Source organism: Nostocoides japonicum T1-X7 (assembly GCF_001046855.1).
Lineage (GTDB): Bacteria > Actinomycetota > Actinomycetes > Actinomycetales > Dermatophilaceae > Nostocoides > Nostocoides japonicum.
This window is the reverse complement of sequence record NZ_HF570958.1, coordinates 769766-787796: the sequence shown is the minus strand read 5'-3', so window position 1 is coordinate 787796 and position 18031 is coordinate 769766. Positions and strand designations below refer to the sequence as shown.

Below are 18031 nucleotides of genomic sequence, written 5' to 3'. Positions count from 1 at the left end.
CACGCGCGTGGTGTCGGCGGCGCTGCGCGCGGCCCCGACGGCCCTCGACCTGGGCGGGCCGGCGGTGCGCAGCTGGGCCTTCGACGACTCCCTGCCCGGCCCGCTGCTGCGGATGACGGCGGGGGAGACGTTGCGGGTGGAGCTCACCAACGACCTCCCGGTCCCGACCAGCATCCACTGGCACGGGCTGGCCCTGCGCAACGACATGGACGGCGTCCCGGGCCTCACCCAGGCCGCCGTGCAGCCGGGAGACTCCTTCCGCTACGACTTCACCGCCCCCGATCCGGGCACGTACTTCTACCACCCGCACGTCGGTGTCCAGCTCGACCGTGGTCTGTACGGCGTGCTGGTCGTCGAGGACCCCCAGGACCCGGGGGGTTACGACACAGAATGGGTCGTCGTCCTCGACGACTGGCTCGACGGTACCGGGACCACACCCGACGACGCGCTCGCCGCCCTGGTCTCGGCCGGGGGCAGCGGGAACGCCAGGGGCGGGATGGACGGGATGCCGATGGACGGCATGGGCGGCATGCCCATGGGTGGCATGCCGATGGGTGGCGTCGGCGGCTCCCCGCTGCTCGGGACCGGTGGCGACGTCGAGCACCCCCACTACCTGGTCAACGGCCGGGTACCGTCCGCTCCCGCCACGCTGACCGCCCGGCCCGGGCAGCGGGTGCGGATCCGGCTGGTCAACGCCGCCGCCGACACCGCGTTCCGCGTCGCCGTCGGTGGGCACCGGGTGACCGTCACCCACTCCGACGGTTTCCCCGTGCAACCGGTCGTCGGGGACGCCCTGCTCGTGGGGATGGGTGAAAGATACGACCTGCTGGTCACCGTCGGCGACGGCGCGTTCCCCCTGGTGGCGCGCCCCGAGGGCAAGCCGGGTCTGGCGATGGCCGTCGTGCGCACCGCCTCAGGACCGACCCCCACCGGCTCGGCAGCGGTCGAGCTCGGCGGGAGAGTCCTCACGGTGGCCGACCTGGCCCCCGTCGACACCGTCAGGCTCACCCGACGAGCCGTCGACCGCACACTCCCGTTCGTCCTCGGCGGGTCGATGAGCCCCTACCGCTGGACCGTCAACGGGAAGGCCCACCCGGATGCCGACCCTCTCCCGGTCCGGCAGGGCGAGCGGGCCCGCCTGGAGGTGACGAACGCCTCGATGATGTTCCACCCGGTGCACCTGCACGGCCACACCTTCGCGGTGGTCGGGACCGGGGTGCGCAAGGACACGGTCATCGTGCGACCCATGCAGCGAGTGCTGCTCGACGTGGAGGCGGACAACCCTGGCCAGTGGGCGGCCCACTGTCACAACGCCTATCACGCAGAGGCCGGGATGATGACGACCTTCTCGTACGTGACCTGACGCGGGGACCTTCATCGAACCTTCATGGGCCCTTGCCGGAACCACCCGGGCTCGTGCCGCAGGGTGGAACCTCGTGCAAGCCGTTCTGTGAGGAGAGCTCGTGTCCCGTCCCAACCGTCCCATCCGTCGCTCCGTGGCCACCGCTGCCGCAGCGGGCCTGGTCGCCCTCGGCCTGAGCGCCTGCGGGAACAGCGGTGCCGATTCGGGGATGTCCGGCATGTCCGGGATGTCCGGCATGGGCTCGAGTGCTTCCCCGACGTCCTCCGCCGCATCGGGGGACGTGATGTTCGCGCAGATGATGATCCCGCACCACCAGCAGGCGGTCGAGATGGCCGACCTGGCCCTGCAGGACAAGGCCCAGGCCTCACCGGAGGTCCGCGACCTCGCCGACCAGATCGCCAAGGCTCAGGGCCCGGAGATCGCGACCATGACGTCCTGGCTGACGACGTGGGGGGCGAGCACCAGCGCACCGATGGACCACTCCATGCCCGGCATGATGGGCGAGGGCGACATGACCAGGCTGGCCGGCCTGAGTGGGTCGGAGTTCGACAAGGAGTGGCTGACGATGATGGTCGCCCACCACGAGGGCGCCATCACCATGGCCCAGGACGTCCTGGGAACCACGAGCAACGCCGAGGTCCGCACCCTGGCCCAGTCGATCGTCGACGGGCAGCAGGCCGAGATCACCACGATGAAGCAGCTGCTGGCGTGACCGCGCTGCGGCGGTGGCCTGGTGGAGCCCACAGGGTGGACCCGACGACGCAGCGCGCCCGACCCCGGAACGCTCCGCGACCCCCCTCCCCCCAGGGGTCGGGCACGTGCACGCCCTGGCCACGGACCCGGGATCGGGGGCGTTGCTCATCGCCTCGCACAGCGGCCTCTACCGCGCGGACGCCCGCGGGATCCAGCAGGTCGGGCCGGCCATCGACCTCATGGGGTTCACCGTGACCGGTCCCGGACGGTACCTGGCCTCCGGCCACCCGCAGCCCGGGACCGACCTCCCTCAGCCGGTCGGTCTCATCGAGAGCCGGGACGAGGGACGCACCTGGCAGGTGCTCTCCCGTGGCGGCGAGTCCGACTTCCACGTCCTCGCCGCCACCCGGCGCGGCCTGGTCGCTTTCGACGGCGCGTGGCGGACGAGCCCCGACCTGCTGGAGTGGACGCCCTCGTCCGCGTCCTTCGCGCCCATCTCGCTGATCGGTTCCGAACGCGACGACCGCGTCCTGGCCAGCGACGGGCGGTCGCTGTGGGCTTCGGACGACGGGGGCCGGTCGTGGCAGTCGATGCCCGAGGCGCCGGGGCCGGCTCTCCTGGCGCGGGCAGGCGAGGCGGTCGTCGCGGTGACGGCCGACGGAGCCATGCACCTCGGCCGGGCCGCGGGCACGCAGTGGACCCCGTCCGGGGCGCGGGCTCCGGGCCCGGTGGCCGTCACCGCGTGGGGGCCGGTGGAGGACCTGACCGTGGTGGTTCTCGCCGAGGCCGGGCTCGTGGTGTCACGAGACGGTCGCGCCTTCGAACCCTGGGTGGCCGACGGGACCGCGTGAGGAGCCGCGGCGAGCGCACGGCCACGCGGTCATTGCTCTCGCGTCAGCAGCCGGAGCTCGGCGTCGAGGCGTCGCAGCGATCCCGGGCGAAGCTGGGCGGTCCGGGTGCGGGACGCGAAGCCGACGGCCTCGAACGCTGCGACCGTGAGCGCCACCAGGGCCGCGAGGTCCGCTCTGCTGGAGGCGTAGTGGTCGGCCAGCGACGGCAAGAGGAGCGCCCCGAGCCCGCAGCCGATGGCGACCGGCCACCACGGCTTCGGGAGGCGGTAGCGGTGGCTGGCCACCAGAAGAAACGTGGCTAGGACGAGGGCTCCCGCTGGTGGGAGAACGTGGGCGGGCACCCCTCAGCCGCGGGTGGGGTCGGCGCGACCGGCCAGTACCGCTCCGACGAGGAAGAGCATGGCCGCCATGGGGTAGCCGGCCAGCAGGTCCACCGACCCGGAGGGGCTGGAGGTCAGGTGAGCCACGAGGTGGACCGCGGCCATGATCGCCGCCAGCGCGAGCAGGACCTGGCCGACACGGACTCGGCGACGGTGGCGGGCGTACTCGGACCGGACGTCGCGCGAACCGTCCTGGTCGCCGATCACTGCGGCCCCCGCTCATCCAGCTCTCGGTCATCGGGTCCCGGCCTGGCGTCCCGAAGCGCGTGGCGCACCAAGAGGCCCAGGCCGAGGACGGCACCCAGGACCAGCGCCATGGCCCACAGGACGTCCGTTCCGCTCATCCCCGCAGCATCGAGGGCCGTGCTGAAGGTCGACCAGCGACTTCTGTGAAGGTTCGGTCAAGGACACGCTGTGGCGGTGGGCGGGAGGGGCCTTCCCTCACGCCCACCGCCACGCGCCTCGAGGGCGTTGCTCAGGGCGTCGAACGACCCGGGATCGCGATGCCGGCCACGCCGGCGGAGACCAGGGCGGCCGCTGCTGCGGCGGTGAAGGCAGAGGCGTACCCGTCGGTGGTCTGCGCAGCCAGGCTGGCGGCCGCGACGCTGGAGACGAGTGCCACGCCAAAGGAAGCGCCGAACTCGTGGAAGGTGGACAGCACGCCCGAGGCGATGCCGGCCTCGTGCGGAGCCACGTTGCCCAAGGCGGTGGCAGCGGCGACCACGAAGAGGGTGCCGATGCCGGCTGCGCCGAGGCTGATGCCCGCGACCACGCCGAGGGTGGAGGTCGACGCCGCGGGAATCGACAGCCCGATCGCAGCGATCACCAGCCCGATGATGCCGAGGCCGCGGCCACCGGTGCGCCCGATGATGCGGCCGCCGACGTTCGCTCCGGCCATCGTGAACAGCGCGACGGGCAGGAACAGCAGTCCGGTGGCCAGTGGTCCGAGGTCGGCGTACTCCTGGAGGTAGAACGAACCGAGGAAGAACACCGCGACCATGAGCGCGGTGGCGATCCCGATGACGAACAGGCCGGCGAACACAGGACGACGGAACAGCAGACCGAGATCCATCAGCGGGGAGGCGGACGCCCGCTGCCGGAGCACGAACAGCACATAGAGCGCCACCGAGCCCGCGAACAGCCCCAGGGTGCGCGCTTCGAACCAGCCGGACTCGCCCGCGCCGACCAGGGCATAGATGGCCGTGCCCGTCGCCGCGGTGACCAGGAGAGCGCCCAGAACGTCGACCCGGCCCCTCGAGCCGGTCTCGACCGGGGGGAGGTCGGGAAGGATCTTCGTCAGGACGGCGACCACCACGACGCCGATCGGGACGTTGACCCAGAACACCCACGGCCAACCGGGACCGGCGGTGAGGGCTCCGCCGATCAGGACGCCGGCTGCCGCGCCTCCGCCGCCGAGAGCCGACCAGATGCCCAGGGCGCGGTTGCGCTCGTCGCCCTCGAACATCCGGACCACGACGGAGAGTGCGGCCGGGGACAGCATCGCGGCACCGAGGCCCTGTCCGACCCGCCCGGCCAGGACGGTCACGCTGTCCTGAGCGGCTCCGGTGGCCAGTGAGGCGAGAGTGAAGACCACCATCCCGGCCAGGACCAACCGGCGCGGGCCGATGAGGTCGGCGAGCCGGCCGCCCAGCAGCATCAGCCCGCCGAAGGTCAGGGTGTACGCGCTGACCACCCAGGTCAGGGTCTCCCTGCCCAGGCCGAGCTCAGCGCCCATGAGGGGCAGCGCGATCGCGACGACGGTGACGTCGAGGATCAGCATGAACTGGGCGACGGCCAGCAGTCCGAGCACCTGCCAGCGTCGCGAAGAGGGTGCCTCGGTGCCGGGAGCGTCCTGGTCTCCTGGGTCTCGTGGGCGGGTGTTGCCTGAAGCGCGGCCGGTTGAGGTCGACATGACCCCTCCTTCGATGATCGAGAGTGAAACCGAACATGCCTGTACGAGTTCTTCAACGGCTACAGTAACCTGTACATTCCTGTTCGAGAAATGAGGGGGTTCCCGTGGTGCGCAGGCCGGCGAGGGAAGGGATGGCCGCCGCACCACGAGCCTCCGGGCAGCGGCCGGCCGAGCCGCGCCGTGCCGACGCGCGAAGAAACCGCGCGGCGATCGTGGCGTCGACCATCAGCACCTTGCGCGCCGATCCTGACGCGTCGGTGGCCGAGATCGCGCAGGCCGCAGGCGTCGGACGGGTCACCCTCTACGGCCACTTCGCCTCCCGTGCCGAGCTGGTCGAGGCCGCACTCATCGACGTGCTTGACCGCGGCAACGAAGCGTTGTCCGCTCTCGATCTCGACGCAGCCCCCCCGGAAGCATTGGCGCGACTGGTCGACTCGAGCTGGTCGCTGCTAGAGGAGTCCCGGTCGCTGCTGGCTGCAGCTCAGCGAGAGCTCCCGCAAGGGCGGGTCCGTGAGCTGCACGACGTCGTCGAGGCCCGGGTGCGCGCCCTCGTCGTCCGCGGTCAGGATGAGGGGGCCTTTCGCGACGACCTGCCGGTCGACTGGCTCCTGGCCACCATGCACGCGCTGATGCACGGAGCGGCCGACGAGATCGCGGCTGGCCGCCTCGAGCCTAACCGGGCCGGCCCCCTACTGCAGGCCACCCTGCTCGCCGCCTACGCTCCGCAGCCCCGCGGCTGAGCCGCGCCCTCCGACCGGATCGGACCTGTCGCGGCGAACGCGGTAGAACGGTTCTGCCGCAGCCGGTCTCAGGTCGTCAGTGGACGCTGCCGGGACGCAGGTCGAGCCGTCGCAGGAGCTGCGCGTTCAGCGCCACGACCACCGTGGAGGCGGACATGAGGATCGCCCCGACGGACATCGGCAGGACGAACCCGACGGGAGCGAGCACTCCTGCAGCCAGGGGTACGGAGAGCAGGTTGTAGCCGGCGGCCCACCAGAGGTTCTGCTTCATCTTGCGGTAGGACGCGCGGGAGAGCTCGATGACCGAGAGGACGGAGCGGGGGTCGTCGCTGGCGAGGATGACGCCGGCGGAGGCGATGGCGACGTCGGTGCCGGCGCCGATGGCGATGCCGACGTCGGCCTGGGCGAGGGCGGGTGCGTCGTTGACGCCGTCGCCGACCATGGCGACCTTGCGGCCCTCGTCCTGGAGCTGCTTGACCTTGGCTGCCTTGTCCTCGGGGCGGACGCCGGCGAAGTGGCGGTCGATTCCCAGGTCGGTGGCGACGGACGCGGCGACCGCTTCGGCGTCCCCGGTGATCATGACGACCTGGACGTCGCGGCGGTGCAGGGCGTCGACCGCCTGACGGGACTCCGGGCGGATCTCGTCGGCCAGCTTGAGGCCACCGACGAGGATGCCGTCGCGGACGACGTGGAGGATGATCGCGCCCTCGCGGCGCCATACGTCGGCCTCGGGGACCTCGGAGATGCCGAGATCCTCGAGCAGCCGTGGTCCGCCGACGCGGACCTCGCGGCCGTCGACGGTCGCGGTCACCCCGACGGCCGGGGACGAGGAGAACCCGGTCGCTGCCGAGGTCGGGGCACCTTCGTCGGACGCGTGACGGACGATCGCCTTGGCTAGGGGGTGCTCGCTGTCGGCCTCGGCGGAGGCGGCGAGCGAGAGGAGGGCCCGGGGGTCGAGGCCGTCGACCGGCGCGAGTGCCGTCACCGTGGGCTCGCCCCTGGTGAGGGTGCCGGTCTTGTCGAACAGGACGGTGTCGACGGTGCGCATGCTCTCCAGCGCCAGCCGGTCCTTGACGAGCACCCCGCCGCGGGCGGCGCGCTCGGTCGCGATGGACACCACGAGCGGGATGGCCAGGCCGAGGGCGTGGGGGCAGGCGATGACCAGCACGGTGATGGTGCGCACGACACCGGAGTCAGGGAGGCCGACGAGGGTCCAGACGACGATGGTGACCGCCGCCGAGGCGAGGGCGAACCAGAACAGCCAACCGGCCGCGGTGTCGGCGATCCGCTGCGCGCGCGAGGAGGACGCCTGGGCGTCGGCGACGAGCCGCTGGATGCCGGCCAGGGCCGTGTCGTCGCCGGTGGCCGTCACCTCGACCCGCAGCCCCGAGTCGGTGGCCACGGTGCCGGCGGTGACCGGCTCGCCCACGGTGCGCGCGACCGTGCGGGACTCACCGGTCACCATCGACTCGTCCATCTCGGCGCGACCGTCCACGATGCGCCCGTCTGCGGGGACGGACCCGCCGGGCCGGACGACGACGACGTCGCCGACCCGCAGCTCGGAGGGGCTGACCGTGACGGTCCGTCCGGCCTCGACGCGCTCGGCCTCGTCGGGCAGCAGCGCCGCCAGGGAGTCGAGGGCGGAGGTGGTCTGGGCGAGGGAGCGCATCTCGATCCAGTGGCCGAGCAGCATGATGACGATGAGCAGGGCCAGCTCCCACCAGAAGTCGAGCTCATGATCCAGCACACCGGTGCTGGCGCCCCACGACGCGACGAAGGCGACGGTGATGGCCAGCGCGATGAGCAGCATCATCCCGGGGGTGCGGGAGCGGACCTCGGAGACGGCGCCGGTGAGGAAGGGACGCCCACCCCAGAGGTACATGACGGTGCCGAGGACCGGGGAGACCCAGGCGACCCAGCCTCCGTGGGGCAGGTCGTAGCCGACGAGCATCGCGAACATCCCGGACAGGCCCACGACCGGCACGGCCACGACGAGCATGATCCAGAAGAGGCGACGGAACTGCCCGACGTGGTCGCCGTGCCCTCCGTGACCCGAGTGCCCGGAGTGCCCGTCACCGCTGCTCTGGGTGGCGGAGGTGTGCTTCGTCGTGCCGGTGTGGCCGGCGTGCTCCAGCGGTTCGGGGTGACCGGTGTGGTCGTGGTGGCCGTCGTGCGTGGTGCTGTCGGGGCTCATATCAGGCCCTCCCGGAGGTGTCGGCGGACGGGGTGGAGGTTCGGAAACCCCTCAGGCGCAGACTGTTTCCGACGACGAAGACCGACGAGAACGCCATGGCGGCGCCGGCGAGCATCGGGTTGAGCAGTCCGGCGGCGGCGAGGGGGAGGGCAGCGACGTTGTAGCCGAACGCCCAGAACAGGTTGCCCTTGATGGTGGCGAGGGTGCGTCGCGACAGCCGGATCGCGTCGGCGGCGACGCGCAGGTCCCCACGCACGAGGGTGAGGTCACTGGCCTCGATCGCGACGTCCGTCCCGGTGCCCATGGCCAGTCCGAGGTCGGCTTGGGCGAGCGCGGCGGCGTCGTTGACGCCGTCGCCCACCATGGCGACGACGCGCCCCTCTCCTTGGAGACGTTTGACGACGTCAACCTTGTCGGCAGGCATGACGTCGGCGATGAAGTCGGCCGCATCGATGCCCACGACAGCGGCGACGTCGGCGGCGACGGCGGCGTTGTCGCCGGTGAGCAGGATGGGCCGCAGCCCGAGGGCGCGCAGCTCGGCGAGGGCCTGGGCCGAGGTCGCTCTGACCTCGTCGGCGACCGTGATGATGCCTCGTGCCCGGCCGTCCCACCCGACGGCGACGGCGGTCGACCCGGCGCCCTGCGCATCGGCGAGGGCCTGCTGGAGGTCCTCGTCCAGGTGCTGGGACCAGTCGGCGAGCAGCTGCGGTCGACCGACGAGGACGGCCCGACCCTCGACGACGCCCTGCACCCCCAGCCCTTCGGCGTTGGCGAAGCCGTCGACCGACGGGAGGGAGCCGACACGCGCCGTGGCGGCCTTCGCGACAGCCTTGGCGATGGGGTGCTCGGAGGCGTCCTCGAGGGCGCCGGCCAGCCGGAGGACCTCGTCGGGGTTCTCGCCGTCGGCGACGATGATGTCCTGCAGGGTCATCGTGCCGGTGGTGACGGTGCCGGTCTTGTCGAGGACGATCGTGTCGACCCGTCGGGTCTGCTCGAGCACCTCGGGGCCCTTGATGAGGATGCCGAGCTGGGCGCCGCGTCCGGTGCCGACCATGAGCGCCATCGGCGTGGCGAGGCCCAGGGCGCAGGGGCAGGCGATGATGAGGACGGCGACGGCCGCGGTGAACGCGACGGAGGCGCCCGCCCCCGAGCCGAGCCAGAAGCCGAGGGTGCCCACCGCGAGGGCGATAACGACGGGGACGAAGACTCCCGATACGCGGTCGGCGAGCCGCTGCGCGGCGGACTTGCCGTTCTGGGCGTCCTCGACGAGCCGGGCCATCTGCGCGAGCTGGGTGTCGGCGCCAACACGGGTGGCCCTGACCGTGAGCCGGCCGCCGGCGTTGACGGTGGCCCCGATGACCGAGTCACCGGGGGCGACCTCAACAGGCACCGACTCCCCCGTGACCATCGAGGCGTCGACGGCGGAGGTCCCGGACTCGATGACGCCGTCCGTGGCGATCTTCTCCCCGGGACGCACGACGAACACGTCACCGGCAACGAGCTGGTCGACGGGAACCCGCTCCTCGACACCGTCGCGCAGCACCGCGACCTCCTTAGCGCCGAGGTCGAGCAGGGCCCGGAGGGCGGCGCCGGCTTGACGCTTGGAGCGTGCCTCGAAGTAGCGCCCGGCGAGGATGAACGTCGTGACGCCGGCGGCGACCTCGAGGTAGATGTTCGCCGTCCCGCTGCTGCGGTCGATGGTGAGCTCGAAGGGGTGGGTCATGCCGGGCATCCCGGCGTCGCCCAGGAACAGGGCGTAGAGGGACCAGCCGAGGGCGGCGAGGGTGCCCATCGAGATGAGGGTGTCCATGGTGGCGGCGCCGTGACGCAGGTTGGTCCAGGCGGCGCGGTGGAAGGGAAGCGCGCCCCAGACCACGACGGGTGCGGCCAGGGTCAGGGACAGCCACTGCCAGAAGGTGAACTGCAGGGCGGGGACCATCGCCATCGCGATGACGGGGACGGCCAAAGCCGCGGACACGAGCAGGCGGCGGCGCAGCGAGGTGACCTCTGGCGCTTCGTCGTCGGCGGCGTCCCCGGACGAACGCGGGGACGCCTCGACGGCCGGGACGGCCGCGCCGTAGCCGGCCGCCTCGACGGCGGCGACGAGGTCCGCATCCGTCACACCGGGGGCGTCGACGACGACGCGGGCCTTCTCGGTGGCGAAGTTCACCTGCGCACGGACGCCGTCCACCTTGTTGAGCTTGCGCTCGACGCGGTTGGCGCAGGACGCGCACGTCATGCCGGTGAGGACGAGCTCCACGTCGCGGGCGCCGGCAGCGCTGGTGGTGGGGTGCTCGGTGGTCGAGCTCATGACGGTCCTTCCAGTGCAGCAGTGGAATGAGGAGTGCGGTCGCGCGGACCCTGGGTCAGTGCCCGTGCCCGCCCGTGGGGGTGCGGCTCGGCGTCGAGCCGGCGGGGGCCGGGGCGGCGTCGAGGACGAGGTGGGCTGTCCGTACGACGCCGCCCTGCTTGAAGTCCAGATAGAGGTGGTACCTCCCCGCGGTGGGGACCTCGGCGGTGAAGTTAACGGCGGGACCGGCGGTCGTGCGACCGTCCCCCGGCGCACCGTTGGGGTGGACGTGGAGGTAGGCGAGGTCGCCTTCGCGCAGGGCGACGAGGTGGCCGTAGGCGCCGAGGTAGGGCTCGAGGTCGGTGACGGGCCGCCCGTCGCGGCTGACCTGCAGACGCAGGGTCGAGTCCTCGCCGCCGCGCAGGTCGCCGGTCACGGTGACCTCGAAGCCGTCGTCGACCTGCGCGGTCCGTGTCGGCGCGGAGGGTGCGGGTGGCGTGGTCGTTCCCGGCACGGCGAGGTCGGTGCCGAGGGTGAGGGCCGGACCGCCCGTCGGGGTGAAGTCGGCGAACACCCGCCAGCTCCCCGGGGTGAGGTCGATCGCGCTACGCCACGTTCCGTGCTCGTCCATCACGGGGTGCACGTGCTGGAACCCGGTCTGGTCCCGGCGCACCACGATGAGGTGGAGTCGCTTCTCGTGCTCGACGTCGAACGAGGTCACCGGTGCGCCGGTGGCGTCATGGACGGTGAACGCGAGCTCGCGAGTGCCGGCGTCGAGGGCGTCGTCGCCGAGCTCGAGGGTGTAGCCGGCGCGGGAGGCCGCGAGGCCCGCGGGGAGGGTGTCGGTGGCCATGGGGTCCTCCTTCGTCGGGTCGGTCGCGTGCTCGGCGCCGTGGGCGGCGGCCGGGGCGACGGGTCCGGTGGAGGACCCGAGCGCCCAGGCGCCGCCGAACGTCAGCGCCAGCGCCGCGGCGAAGCCGGTCAGCGTGGCGGGGGTGCTCATGCGAGCTGGTAGCCGGCCTCCTCGACCGCGGCCTGGACGGCGTCGCGCTCGAGCGGCTGGCTGCTAGTGATCGTGACGGCACCGGTCGGGACGTCGACGGAGACGTCGGTGACGCCGGAGATCTCACGGACCTCCTCCGACACGGAGGCGGCGCAGTGGCCACACGTCATGCCGGTGACGGCGTAGGTGGCGACGGTGTTGGGCTGCTGGGTCATGGTGAGCCTCCAAGAAGTTGTCATGAACGGTCCGGTGAACCATACCCCTGTAGGGTACACATGTAAACCCGGAGGGGGTATGCTGCATTCCGACGGCGGGCCAGCGGAACGGCGCGCAACGAACATGGGAGGGTCAGACATGACCGCACCAACTGCCTCGACCCCGACCTCAGCCATGCCCGCCGGCCACGAGCACGGCTACGTCCACTACGCGCACCGCGAGGACTACCTCAAGCGGTTGCGGCGGATCGAGGGTCAGGCGCGTGGTCTGCAGCGCATGGTCGAGGAGGAGAAGTACTGCATCGACATCCTCACCCAGGTGAGCGCGATGACGAAGGCGCTGCAGTCGGTCGCCCTCGGCCTGCTCGAGGAGCATCTCTCGCACTGCGTCGTAGACGCCGCCCGGGCCGGGGGACCGGAGGCCGACGCGAAGGTCCGCGAGGCATCCGAGGCGATCGCGCGGCTCGTCCGCTCCTGAGGGTGCGACCCTTGGCGCAGGGGTCAGATCGACGTGTGGTGAGCACCCCGCCGACGACGGAGCCCCCCCTGCCTCGGGGTGGTCGGCGAGGAGGCCGGTGATACCGCTCGGACGGCCGGTGAGGGTGCGCCACAGCGATGGCGGCTTATTGGTGCTCGACGCCGAGGGGGTCGGGAGAGTGAGGACCTCGGGCTTCGTCAACTACTCGCGACTGGACTACGTCTGATCGGGATGTGCAGTGTCGGCGGCTGGACTGCAGCAAGCCTGGACCTTCGCGCGTCTAGTTGTACCCGGCCAGGACGTTGGTAGCGGCGAGCCCGGTTGAACGAACGAGAACCCCCGAGTGGGATGTGGCTTGTCTAAGGCCCACTCCAACCCGGAGGTTCTCGTGTCTCACGGTAGTGCTCGATTGACGGTCCACGGTCGGCGGCTGATCGTCCAGCGCCATCAGGCGGGCTGGCGACAAGCTCACATCGCCGCGGCGATGGGTGTGTCCCGCAAGTGCGTCAAGACCTGGATCGAGCGGTACGCGGCCGAGGGTGACGCCGGTCTGGTCACTCGCTCGTCGCGGCCGCACACCATGCCGACCAAGACCAGTGCCGAAGTCGAGGCAAAGGTCCTGGCCGCCCGCACCGAGCACCGCGAGGGCCCGGACGTGCTCGCACCCAAGGTCGGCGTCCCGGCCCGGACAGTCTCGCGGATCCTGCGCCGTCACGGTGTGCCGTACCTGCGCCACTGCGACCCGATGACCGGTGAGGTCATCCGGTCCTCGAAGCAGACCGCGACGAGGTACGAACGCAACCGGCCAGGCGAACTGGTCCACGTCGACGTGAAGAAGATCGGCAAGATCCCCGATGGCGGCGGGTGGCGCGCGCACGGTCGCTCGATGGGATCGACCTCCGCGAAGAAGAAGGCCCGGATCGGGTACGACTACGTGCACTCCATGGTCGATGACCACTCCCGCTTGGCCTACAGCGAGATCCTGTCCGACGAGAAGGGCGCCACCTGCGGCGGGTTCATCGAGCGGGCAGCGGCCGCGTTCGCCCGCTACGGCATTACCTCGATCGAGCGGGTGATCACCGACAACCACTTCAGCTACCGCAAGAGCAACGACGTCAAAGCAGCGATCGCCGCCCTGGGCGCTACCCACAAGTTCATCCGACCGCACTGCCCCTGGCCGAACGGCAAGGTCGAACGGTTCAACCGCACCTTGGCCACCGAGTGGGCCTACCGGCAAGCGTTCACCACCAACCACGACCGCACCGCAGCCCTTGCACCCTGGCTCGAGCACTACAACACTCAACGACGCCACACCGCCCTCGGAGGTCGACCGCCGATCAGCCGGCTGCTACCAACCTGATGGCCGGGTACACCTAGGCCTGGGTTGACGCACTCTCGGGCTCTGCGCCATCATCGCTGTATGACGATGACATCTGCGCTGAGTGTTCGGTCCGAAGAGGGTGCCGTCGACGCCCGGGTCGCCGCGGCCTGCCTCTTCCACGGGTTCGGCGACCCGCACCGCATCGCCATCCTCCAGCACCTCGCCCTCGGCGAGCACCGGGTCGTCGACCTCACCGCCCACCTCGGGCTGGCCCAGTCGACCGTGTCCAAGCACCTCGCCTGCCTGCGCGACTGCGGCCTCGTCACGTCGCGGCCGGAGGGCCGGGCGTCGGTCTACGCCCTCACCCACGCCGCCGGGCTGATGGACCTCTGGGCGGCCGCCGAGCGGCTGCTCGCCCTCACCGGAGAGCGCGTCGTCCTCTGCGAGACCTATGGCGCCGACACCCTGCCGGCCGGGGACGGGGCCCGATGACCACCGTGGCCCGCCGCACCCCGTTGTCCGATGCCGACCGCCACCGCCTGGGCGGGCGTGCCCGGCTCCTGGCCGGCACCTCCGTCACCTACAACGTCGTCGAGGCGGTCATCGCCATCACGGCCGGGGTCGTCGCGGGCTCGGTGGCGCTCGTCGGGTTCGGCCTCGACTCGGTCGTCGAGGTCTCCTCCGGGCTGATCGTCCTCTGGCAGTTCCGGCACCGGATGCCCGAGTCGCGGGAGCGAACGGCCCTGCGGCTCATGGCGATCTCGTTCTTCGTCCTGGCGGCCTACGTCTCGGTCGAGTCGGTCCGCGCCCTCGTCTCCGGCCACGAGCCGGACTCCTCGGCGGTGGGCATCGTGCTGGCGGCGGTGTCGCTGCTCGTCATGCCGTGGCTGTCGTGGGCGCAGCGCCGCACCGGGAGGGCGCTGGGCTCGAACGCCCTCGTCGCCGACGGCACCCAGACCCTGCTGTGCACCTACCTGTCGGCCGTGCTGCTCCTCGGGCTGGTCCTCAACGCCACCCTCGGGTGGTTCTGGGCCGACCCGGTCGCCGGTCTCGTCATCGCCGCGGTCGCCGTCCGCGAGGGACGCGACGCCTGGCGCGGGGAGGGGTGCTGCGGCCCGCTGTCGGCTCGCGGGGACTCGACGGAGGCGGCCTGCGCCTGCACCGACGCCCCGGAGGACTGCACCGACGGCTGCTGCGCGGCCACTCCGGCCCCGCTCGGCCCCGAGGGCCGATCCCCTCTCTGGCCGGCGACCCGGCCCGGGTCGAACGCGGACACGTCGGCCTGACCTGCCTCTCGTGGGGAGCTGCCGGGCGATCCGCGCGAGGCTGCCACGACGGATGTTTCGCGGTCGCCGCGCAGAGTCGGCATGACTGCGGCAGCGGAGATGATCAAACTCACGCTGCGTCGCGTCGTCGACCTTGGCTGCGTCCTGAGAGTGACTTCCGGCTATTGCAGCGAGCTCGCACGCGACGAGCCACGCCCTCGCCGGGTCGATTGCGCCTGTGCACTCTAACCCCGGTGGTCACGCCCCCAGTCGGTCGAGGACAGCGCTCAGCAGCGTGGGCATCGCCGGATCTGCATCCCCTCAGCTCAGATGTCCGGAAAAGCCGGTCAGGCTCCCCCTCGGTCGGCCAGCACGTGAGCATGCCCACCTGCGCTAACGTCGGTCCGCTGGTGGAGTATTCGAGTTCGGCCACAGAGAGGCGCGCCGCCCAACATGAGCGGCGATGCAATGAGGGTTGTGTGATGTCGCTGATGACCCAACGCCAACTCCCGGCCAAACAGGCCCAGCGTCGTTCCTTGCTACCCTTCGACGGGACAGTTAGCAAAGTGTTAGCAATGGCCCTTACGCGTAGGGAGGTTCCGAGCGTGCTGGACGTCGGTGACCTGCGGTGTTACTTGTGGCCAGGGGCGGGGTCGAACCGCCGACCTTCCGATTTTCAGTCGGACGCTCGTACCAACTGAGCTACCTGGCCGGGTGCCGGCCCGAACACGCTGGGCAGACAGAGCGCCAGGTCGCCCTGGCGCGCACACACTATAGCCGAGACCGAGGCCCACGGGTCACCGGCGACCAGGGAGCGCGACGGGCGCCGAGGCGTCCGGTTCCACGGCCGACCCACCAGGGTGCAGGACGAGTCTCACCCACGCCGAGGATCCGGGAAGCCGAGGCTCACGTAGCCGGGTGCCCGCTTCGCGAGCGTCGCGGCGAGGACCGGAGTGGACACGTCGTGGTAGTCGTGGACCTCGGCGGTCTCCTTGCCGGGGTGGACGCGCAGGATGCGACCGGCATACTGCACGATCCCGCCCTTGTGTGACACGGGCGTGACGAGGAACAGGGTGTCCAGCGCCGGGGCGTCGAACCCCTCGCCGACGACACTCGTCGTGGCGACGAGCAGGAGGGGCCCGGGACCGGTGAGCCGGCCCAGCGCCCGAGCTCGGGCCCGGACACCGAGGCCGCCGGTGAGGACGACCGGCTCCAGACCCCGCTCGGCCAGCAACCGCGCGAGCAGTTCCACGTGGGCCACTCGGCGGCTGAGGACGAGGCAGTTCCGGCCACGGCCGATGGCCGAGACGACGTCCGACACGATCTGCGTGTTCCGCGCCTCGTCCGCCACGAGGGCGGCGACGACGTCGGTGAAGCCGGACGTCGTCGAGAGGTCGGCGTCGCCGGTGTACCGGTACGTCGTGGGATGGACGACGAGCCGCGGCGTCGGGCGACCCGTCATCGAGCCCACGAGCGTGTCGTGGCCGTCCGGCACGAACGTGTGCGCAATCGGCCCGAGCTGGAAGCCGATGAGGTCGTCGAGCCCGTCCCGCCGGTACGGCGTCGCGGTGAGCCCGAGCCAGTGCCGCGCAGGGATCCCGCGGACGGCCGCCTCGAACGCCGCCGCCGGCACGTGGTGACATTCGTCGACGACGACGAGACCGTATGCCGCGAGCCGGTCACCGAGATCGTCGCGCCGGGCGAGGGTCTGCAGGGTTGCGACGTCGACGACACCGGTGAGCTTGCGGCGACCTCCACCCAGCTGCCCCGGCCTGATGCCGAGCAGCGTGTCGATCTGGGTCCGCCACTGGTCGGCGAGCGTCTTGCTGTCGACGAGCACGAGGGTGGAGACGCGCCGCTCGGCGATGACGGCGCAGGCCATGACCGTCTTGCCCGACCCCGGCGGCGCCTCGAGGACGCCGATCTCCCGGGCGACGAGGTCGGTGACGGCGGACCGCTGAGGAGGCGTGAGCTCGGCGGTCATCGCCACCTCGATGGGGGAGCCGGGCACGCGCTGGTCGTCGAGGGCGACGGCGCTGCCGGCCTCCCTCACGAGCTGTGTCGCCTTCCCGAGGAGCCCGCGCGGCAGGACGAGCCGGCCGTCGATCGTCTCGTCGAAGGAGTGGATGAAGCGCGGCACGTTCCACGTCGGCTGTCGCCGGCGCTGGCGGTCGTAGAACTCGGGATTGACCACCGATGCGGCGTGCTTCAACGTCGCATACAGGGCCGGACTGAGCTCCTCGCCAGGGATCCGTATGCCACCGTCGAGGGTGAGATGGACGACCGGCGCGGCCGGGGGCTGGGTGCGCGTGGAGTCCGCGCGGAGGAGGCGGTCGACGGTCGTTCCGACGGCCGGGGCGCGAAGGGTCGTCAGGAGTGTCGAGAGCCGCCTCGGGGCGAGCCGGTCGAGGCTGGAGAGATACGCGAACTGGTCCTCGTGCGGCTCGAGCGTCGCGAGGTCGAGGAACACGGTCCGTCCCTCCTTGCGGCTCGTGCCGTGGAGGGGTGCGGCGATCTGGTTCCCGATGCCGCCGGGGCGCAGCACGTCCTGCGAGGGGAAGAGCCGGTCGTAGCATCGCAGGTCCATCCGACCGCGCAGCGCGATGGCCTCACGCAGGAGGCTCGTGCCGAGCCGGCGGGCGGCTGCGGCAGGGACGGGTTCGGTGAAGAAGACCCACACGTGCGCACCGACGCCCGAGTGCGAAATCTCCAGAGCGGCGGGCACACCGACGGCGCGGGCCGCCTTGAGGTATGCCAACGCGTCGAGCATCGCGAACTGCCCGTCGAAGTCGGCCGCCAGCCACGACGTCCGGTCGCCGGCGAGCATGGGGTAGAGGCCGATCCGGATGTCCCCACGGAGGTGGGCGTCGATGACCTCGGGCGTCAGGGGCCGCAGGCGTTGGTGCTCGGCCGGCATGCCCTTGCGCCAGCGCCCCTCGACGGCAGGAAGCCAGCCGCCGGAGCCCGTGCGCGTGTTGTCCCACCGCAGGGCATACACGTCGCGACGAGCCGTGAACAGCGCGGCGTAGAACGCGACCTTGTCCCGCGGGGACGAGTCACGGGTGACCGGGCCGGGCGACCGCTCGAACCATGCTGTCTGGGTGCCGCGAGCCGGTTTCGCCTCCTGCTCGGTGAGGGTCAGCAGTCGCCGAAGCCGCGTGTTCTCCCGGCGGAGCTCCGCGATCTCCTTCTCGGGAGAGGGCATCAGCAGGAGCGGAAGGCTCTCGCCCGGTTCACGTTCGGACACACCACCATCCTCGACCCTGGACCGCACACGGCAGCCTTCGTGCGGGAGGCGGAGCCTCGACGACGGGTTGGTGCGACGA

16 protein-coding genes and 1 tRNA gene are annotated in these 18031 nt (G+C 71.5%); 8 read left to right on the top strand and 9 right to left on the bottom strand.

Going from position 1 to position 18031, the window contains the following annotated elements; all coding sequences use genetic code 11:
- The 3 genes from BN12_RS03535 to BN12_RS03525 form a co-directional block, all read left to right on the top strand.
- On the top strand, positions 1-1363 hold a 1363-nt coding region (locus BN12_RS03535; RefSeq protein ID WP_157635662.1), incomplete at its 5' end, for a multicopper oxidase family protein.
- A gap of 100 nt (positions 1364-1463) precedes the next feature.
- Entirely contained in the window at positions 1464-2075 is a 612-nt protein-coding gene (locus BN12_RS03530) for a DUF305 domain-containing protein (RefSeq protein ID WP_235432286.1), read from the top strand.
- A 106-nt stretch (positions 2076-2181) separates the two neighbouring features.
- Positions 2182-2907 (top strand): F510_1955 family glycosylhydrolase, encoded by a 726-nt coding sequence (locus tag BN12_RS03525; RefSeq protein ID WP_157635323.1) that lies wholly within the window; start codon positions 2182-2184, stop codon positions 2905-2907.
- Between the two features lie 29 nt (positions 2908-2936).
- Here the strand turns inward: BN12_RS03525 and BN12_RS03520 are convergent, their stop codons facing one another.
- The 3 genes from BN12_RS03520 to BN12_RS03510 form a co-directional block, all read right to left on the bottom strand.
- Positions 2937-3191, bottom strand: coding sequence for a hypothetical protein (locus BN12_RS03520; RefSeq protein ID WP_048550124.1), 255 nt, complete (start codon positions 3189-3191; stop codon positions 2937-2939).
- Positions 3192-3251: 60 nt separating this feature from the next.
- On the bottom strand, positions 3252-3494 hold the full coding sequence (locus BN12_RS03515) for a hypothetical protein (RefSeq protein ID WP_048550120.1): 243 nt from the start codon (positions 3492-3494) through the stop codon (positions 3252-3254).
- A 268-nt stretch (positions 3495-3762) separates the two neighbouring features.
- Positions 3763-5199, bottom strand: coding sequence for an MFS transporter (locus BN12_RS03510; RefSeq protein ID WP_083454383.1), 1437 nt, complete (start codon positions 5197-5199; stop codon positions 3763-3765).
- A 131-nt stretch (positions 5200-5330) separates the two neighbouring features.
- Between BN12_RS03510 and BN12_RS03505 the strand changes: the two genes are divergently transcribed.
- A complete protein-coding gene (locus BN12_RS03505) occupies positions 5331-5939 on the top strand; it encodes a TetR/AcrR family transcriptional regulator (protein ID WP_048555947.1) in 609 nt (202 codons plus the stop codon).
- A gap of 76 nt (positions 5940-6015) precedes the next feature.
- Here the strand turns inward: BN12_RS03505 and BN12_RS03500 are convergent, their stop codons facing one another.
- From BN12_RS03500 to BN12_RS03485, 4 genes are read right to left on the bottom strand one after another with little or no spacing between them, the layout of a single operon-like run.
- Positions 6016-8133, bottom strand: a complete 2118-nt coding sequence (locus tag BN12_RS03500) for a heavy metal translocating P-type ATPase (RefSeq protein WP_048550116.1) — start codon at positions 8131-8133, stop codon at positions 6016-6018.
- Between the two features lies 1 nt (position 8134).
- On the bottom strand, positions 8135-10444 hold the full coding sequence (locus BN12_RS03495; protein WP_048550113.1) for a heavy metal translocating P-type ATPase: 2310 nt from the start codon (positions 10442-10444) through the stop codon (positions 8135-8137).
- A 55-nt stretch (positions 10445-10499) separates the two neighbouring features.
- Positions 10500-11426 (bottom strand): hypothetical protein, encoded by a 927-nt coding sequence (locus tag BN12_RS03490; protein ID WP_048550110.1) that lies wholly within the window; start codon positions 11424-11426, stop codon positions 10500-10502.
- Complete coding sequence (locus BN12_RS03485) at positions 11423-11641, bottom strand: heavy-metal-associated domain-containing protein (RefSeq protein WP_048550108.1); 219 nt, start codon at positions 11639-11641, stop codon at positions 11423-11425. The genes BN12_RS03490 and BN12_RS03485 overlap by 4 nt, the downstream gene beginning before the upstream one ends.
- A gap of 175 nt (positions 11642-11816) precedes the next feature.
- Here BN12_RS03485 and BN12_RS03480 point away from each other — a divergent pair, with 175 nt between their 5' ends.
- From BN12_RS03480 to BN12_RS03465, 4 genes are all read left to right on the top strand, one after another.
- Positions 11817-12119 (top strand): metal-sensitive transcriptional regulator, encoded by a 303-nt coding sequence (locus tag BN12_RS03480; protein WP_200901299.1) that lies wholly within the window; start codon positions 11817-11819, stop codon positions 12117-12119.
- A gap of 388 nt (positions 12120-12507) precedes the next feature.
- Positions 12508-13479 carry an IS481 family transposase gene (locus tag BN12_RS03475; protein ID WP_083454382.1) on the top strand — a complete coding sequence of 324 codons (972 nt, stop codon included), beginning with the start codon at positions 12508-12510 and terminating at the stop codon, positions 13477-13479.
- 60 nt (positions 13480-13539) lie between these two features.
- The gene (locus BN12_RS03470) at positions 13540-13932 is read left to right on the top strand and encodes an ArsR/SmtB family transcription factor (RefSeq protein WP_048550102.1); all 393 of its coding nucleotides are present in this window, start codon (positions 13540-13542) and stop codon (positions 13930-13932) included.
- On the top strand, positions 13929-14726 hold the full coding sequence (locus BN12_RS03465) for a cation diffusion facilitator family transporter (RefSeq protein ID WP_083454381.1): 798 nt from the start codon (positions 13929-13931) through the stop codon (positions 14724-14726). The genes BN12_RS03470 and BN12_RS03465 overlap by 4 nt, the downstream gene beginning before the upstream one ends.
- A gap of 617 nt (positions 14727-15343) precedes the next feature.
- Here BN12_RS03465 and BN12_RS03460 read toward each other — a convergent pair.
- Both BN12_RS03460 and BN12_RS03455 read right to left on the bottom strand, forming a co-directional pair.
- A tRNA-Phe gene (locus tag BN12_RS03460) sits at positions 15344-15417 on the bottom strand.
- Between the two features lie 162 nt (positions 15418-15579).
- Complete coding sequence (locus BN12_RS03455) at positions 15580-17952, bottom strand: DEAD/DEAH box helicase (RefSeq protein WP_235432284.1); 2373 nt, start codon at positions 17950-17952, stop codon at positions 15580-15582.
- Positions 17953-18031: the final 79 nt, after the last annotated feature.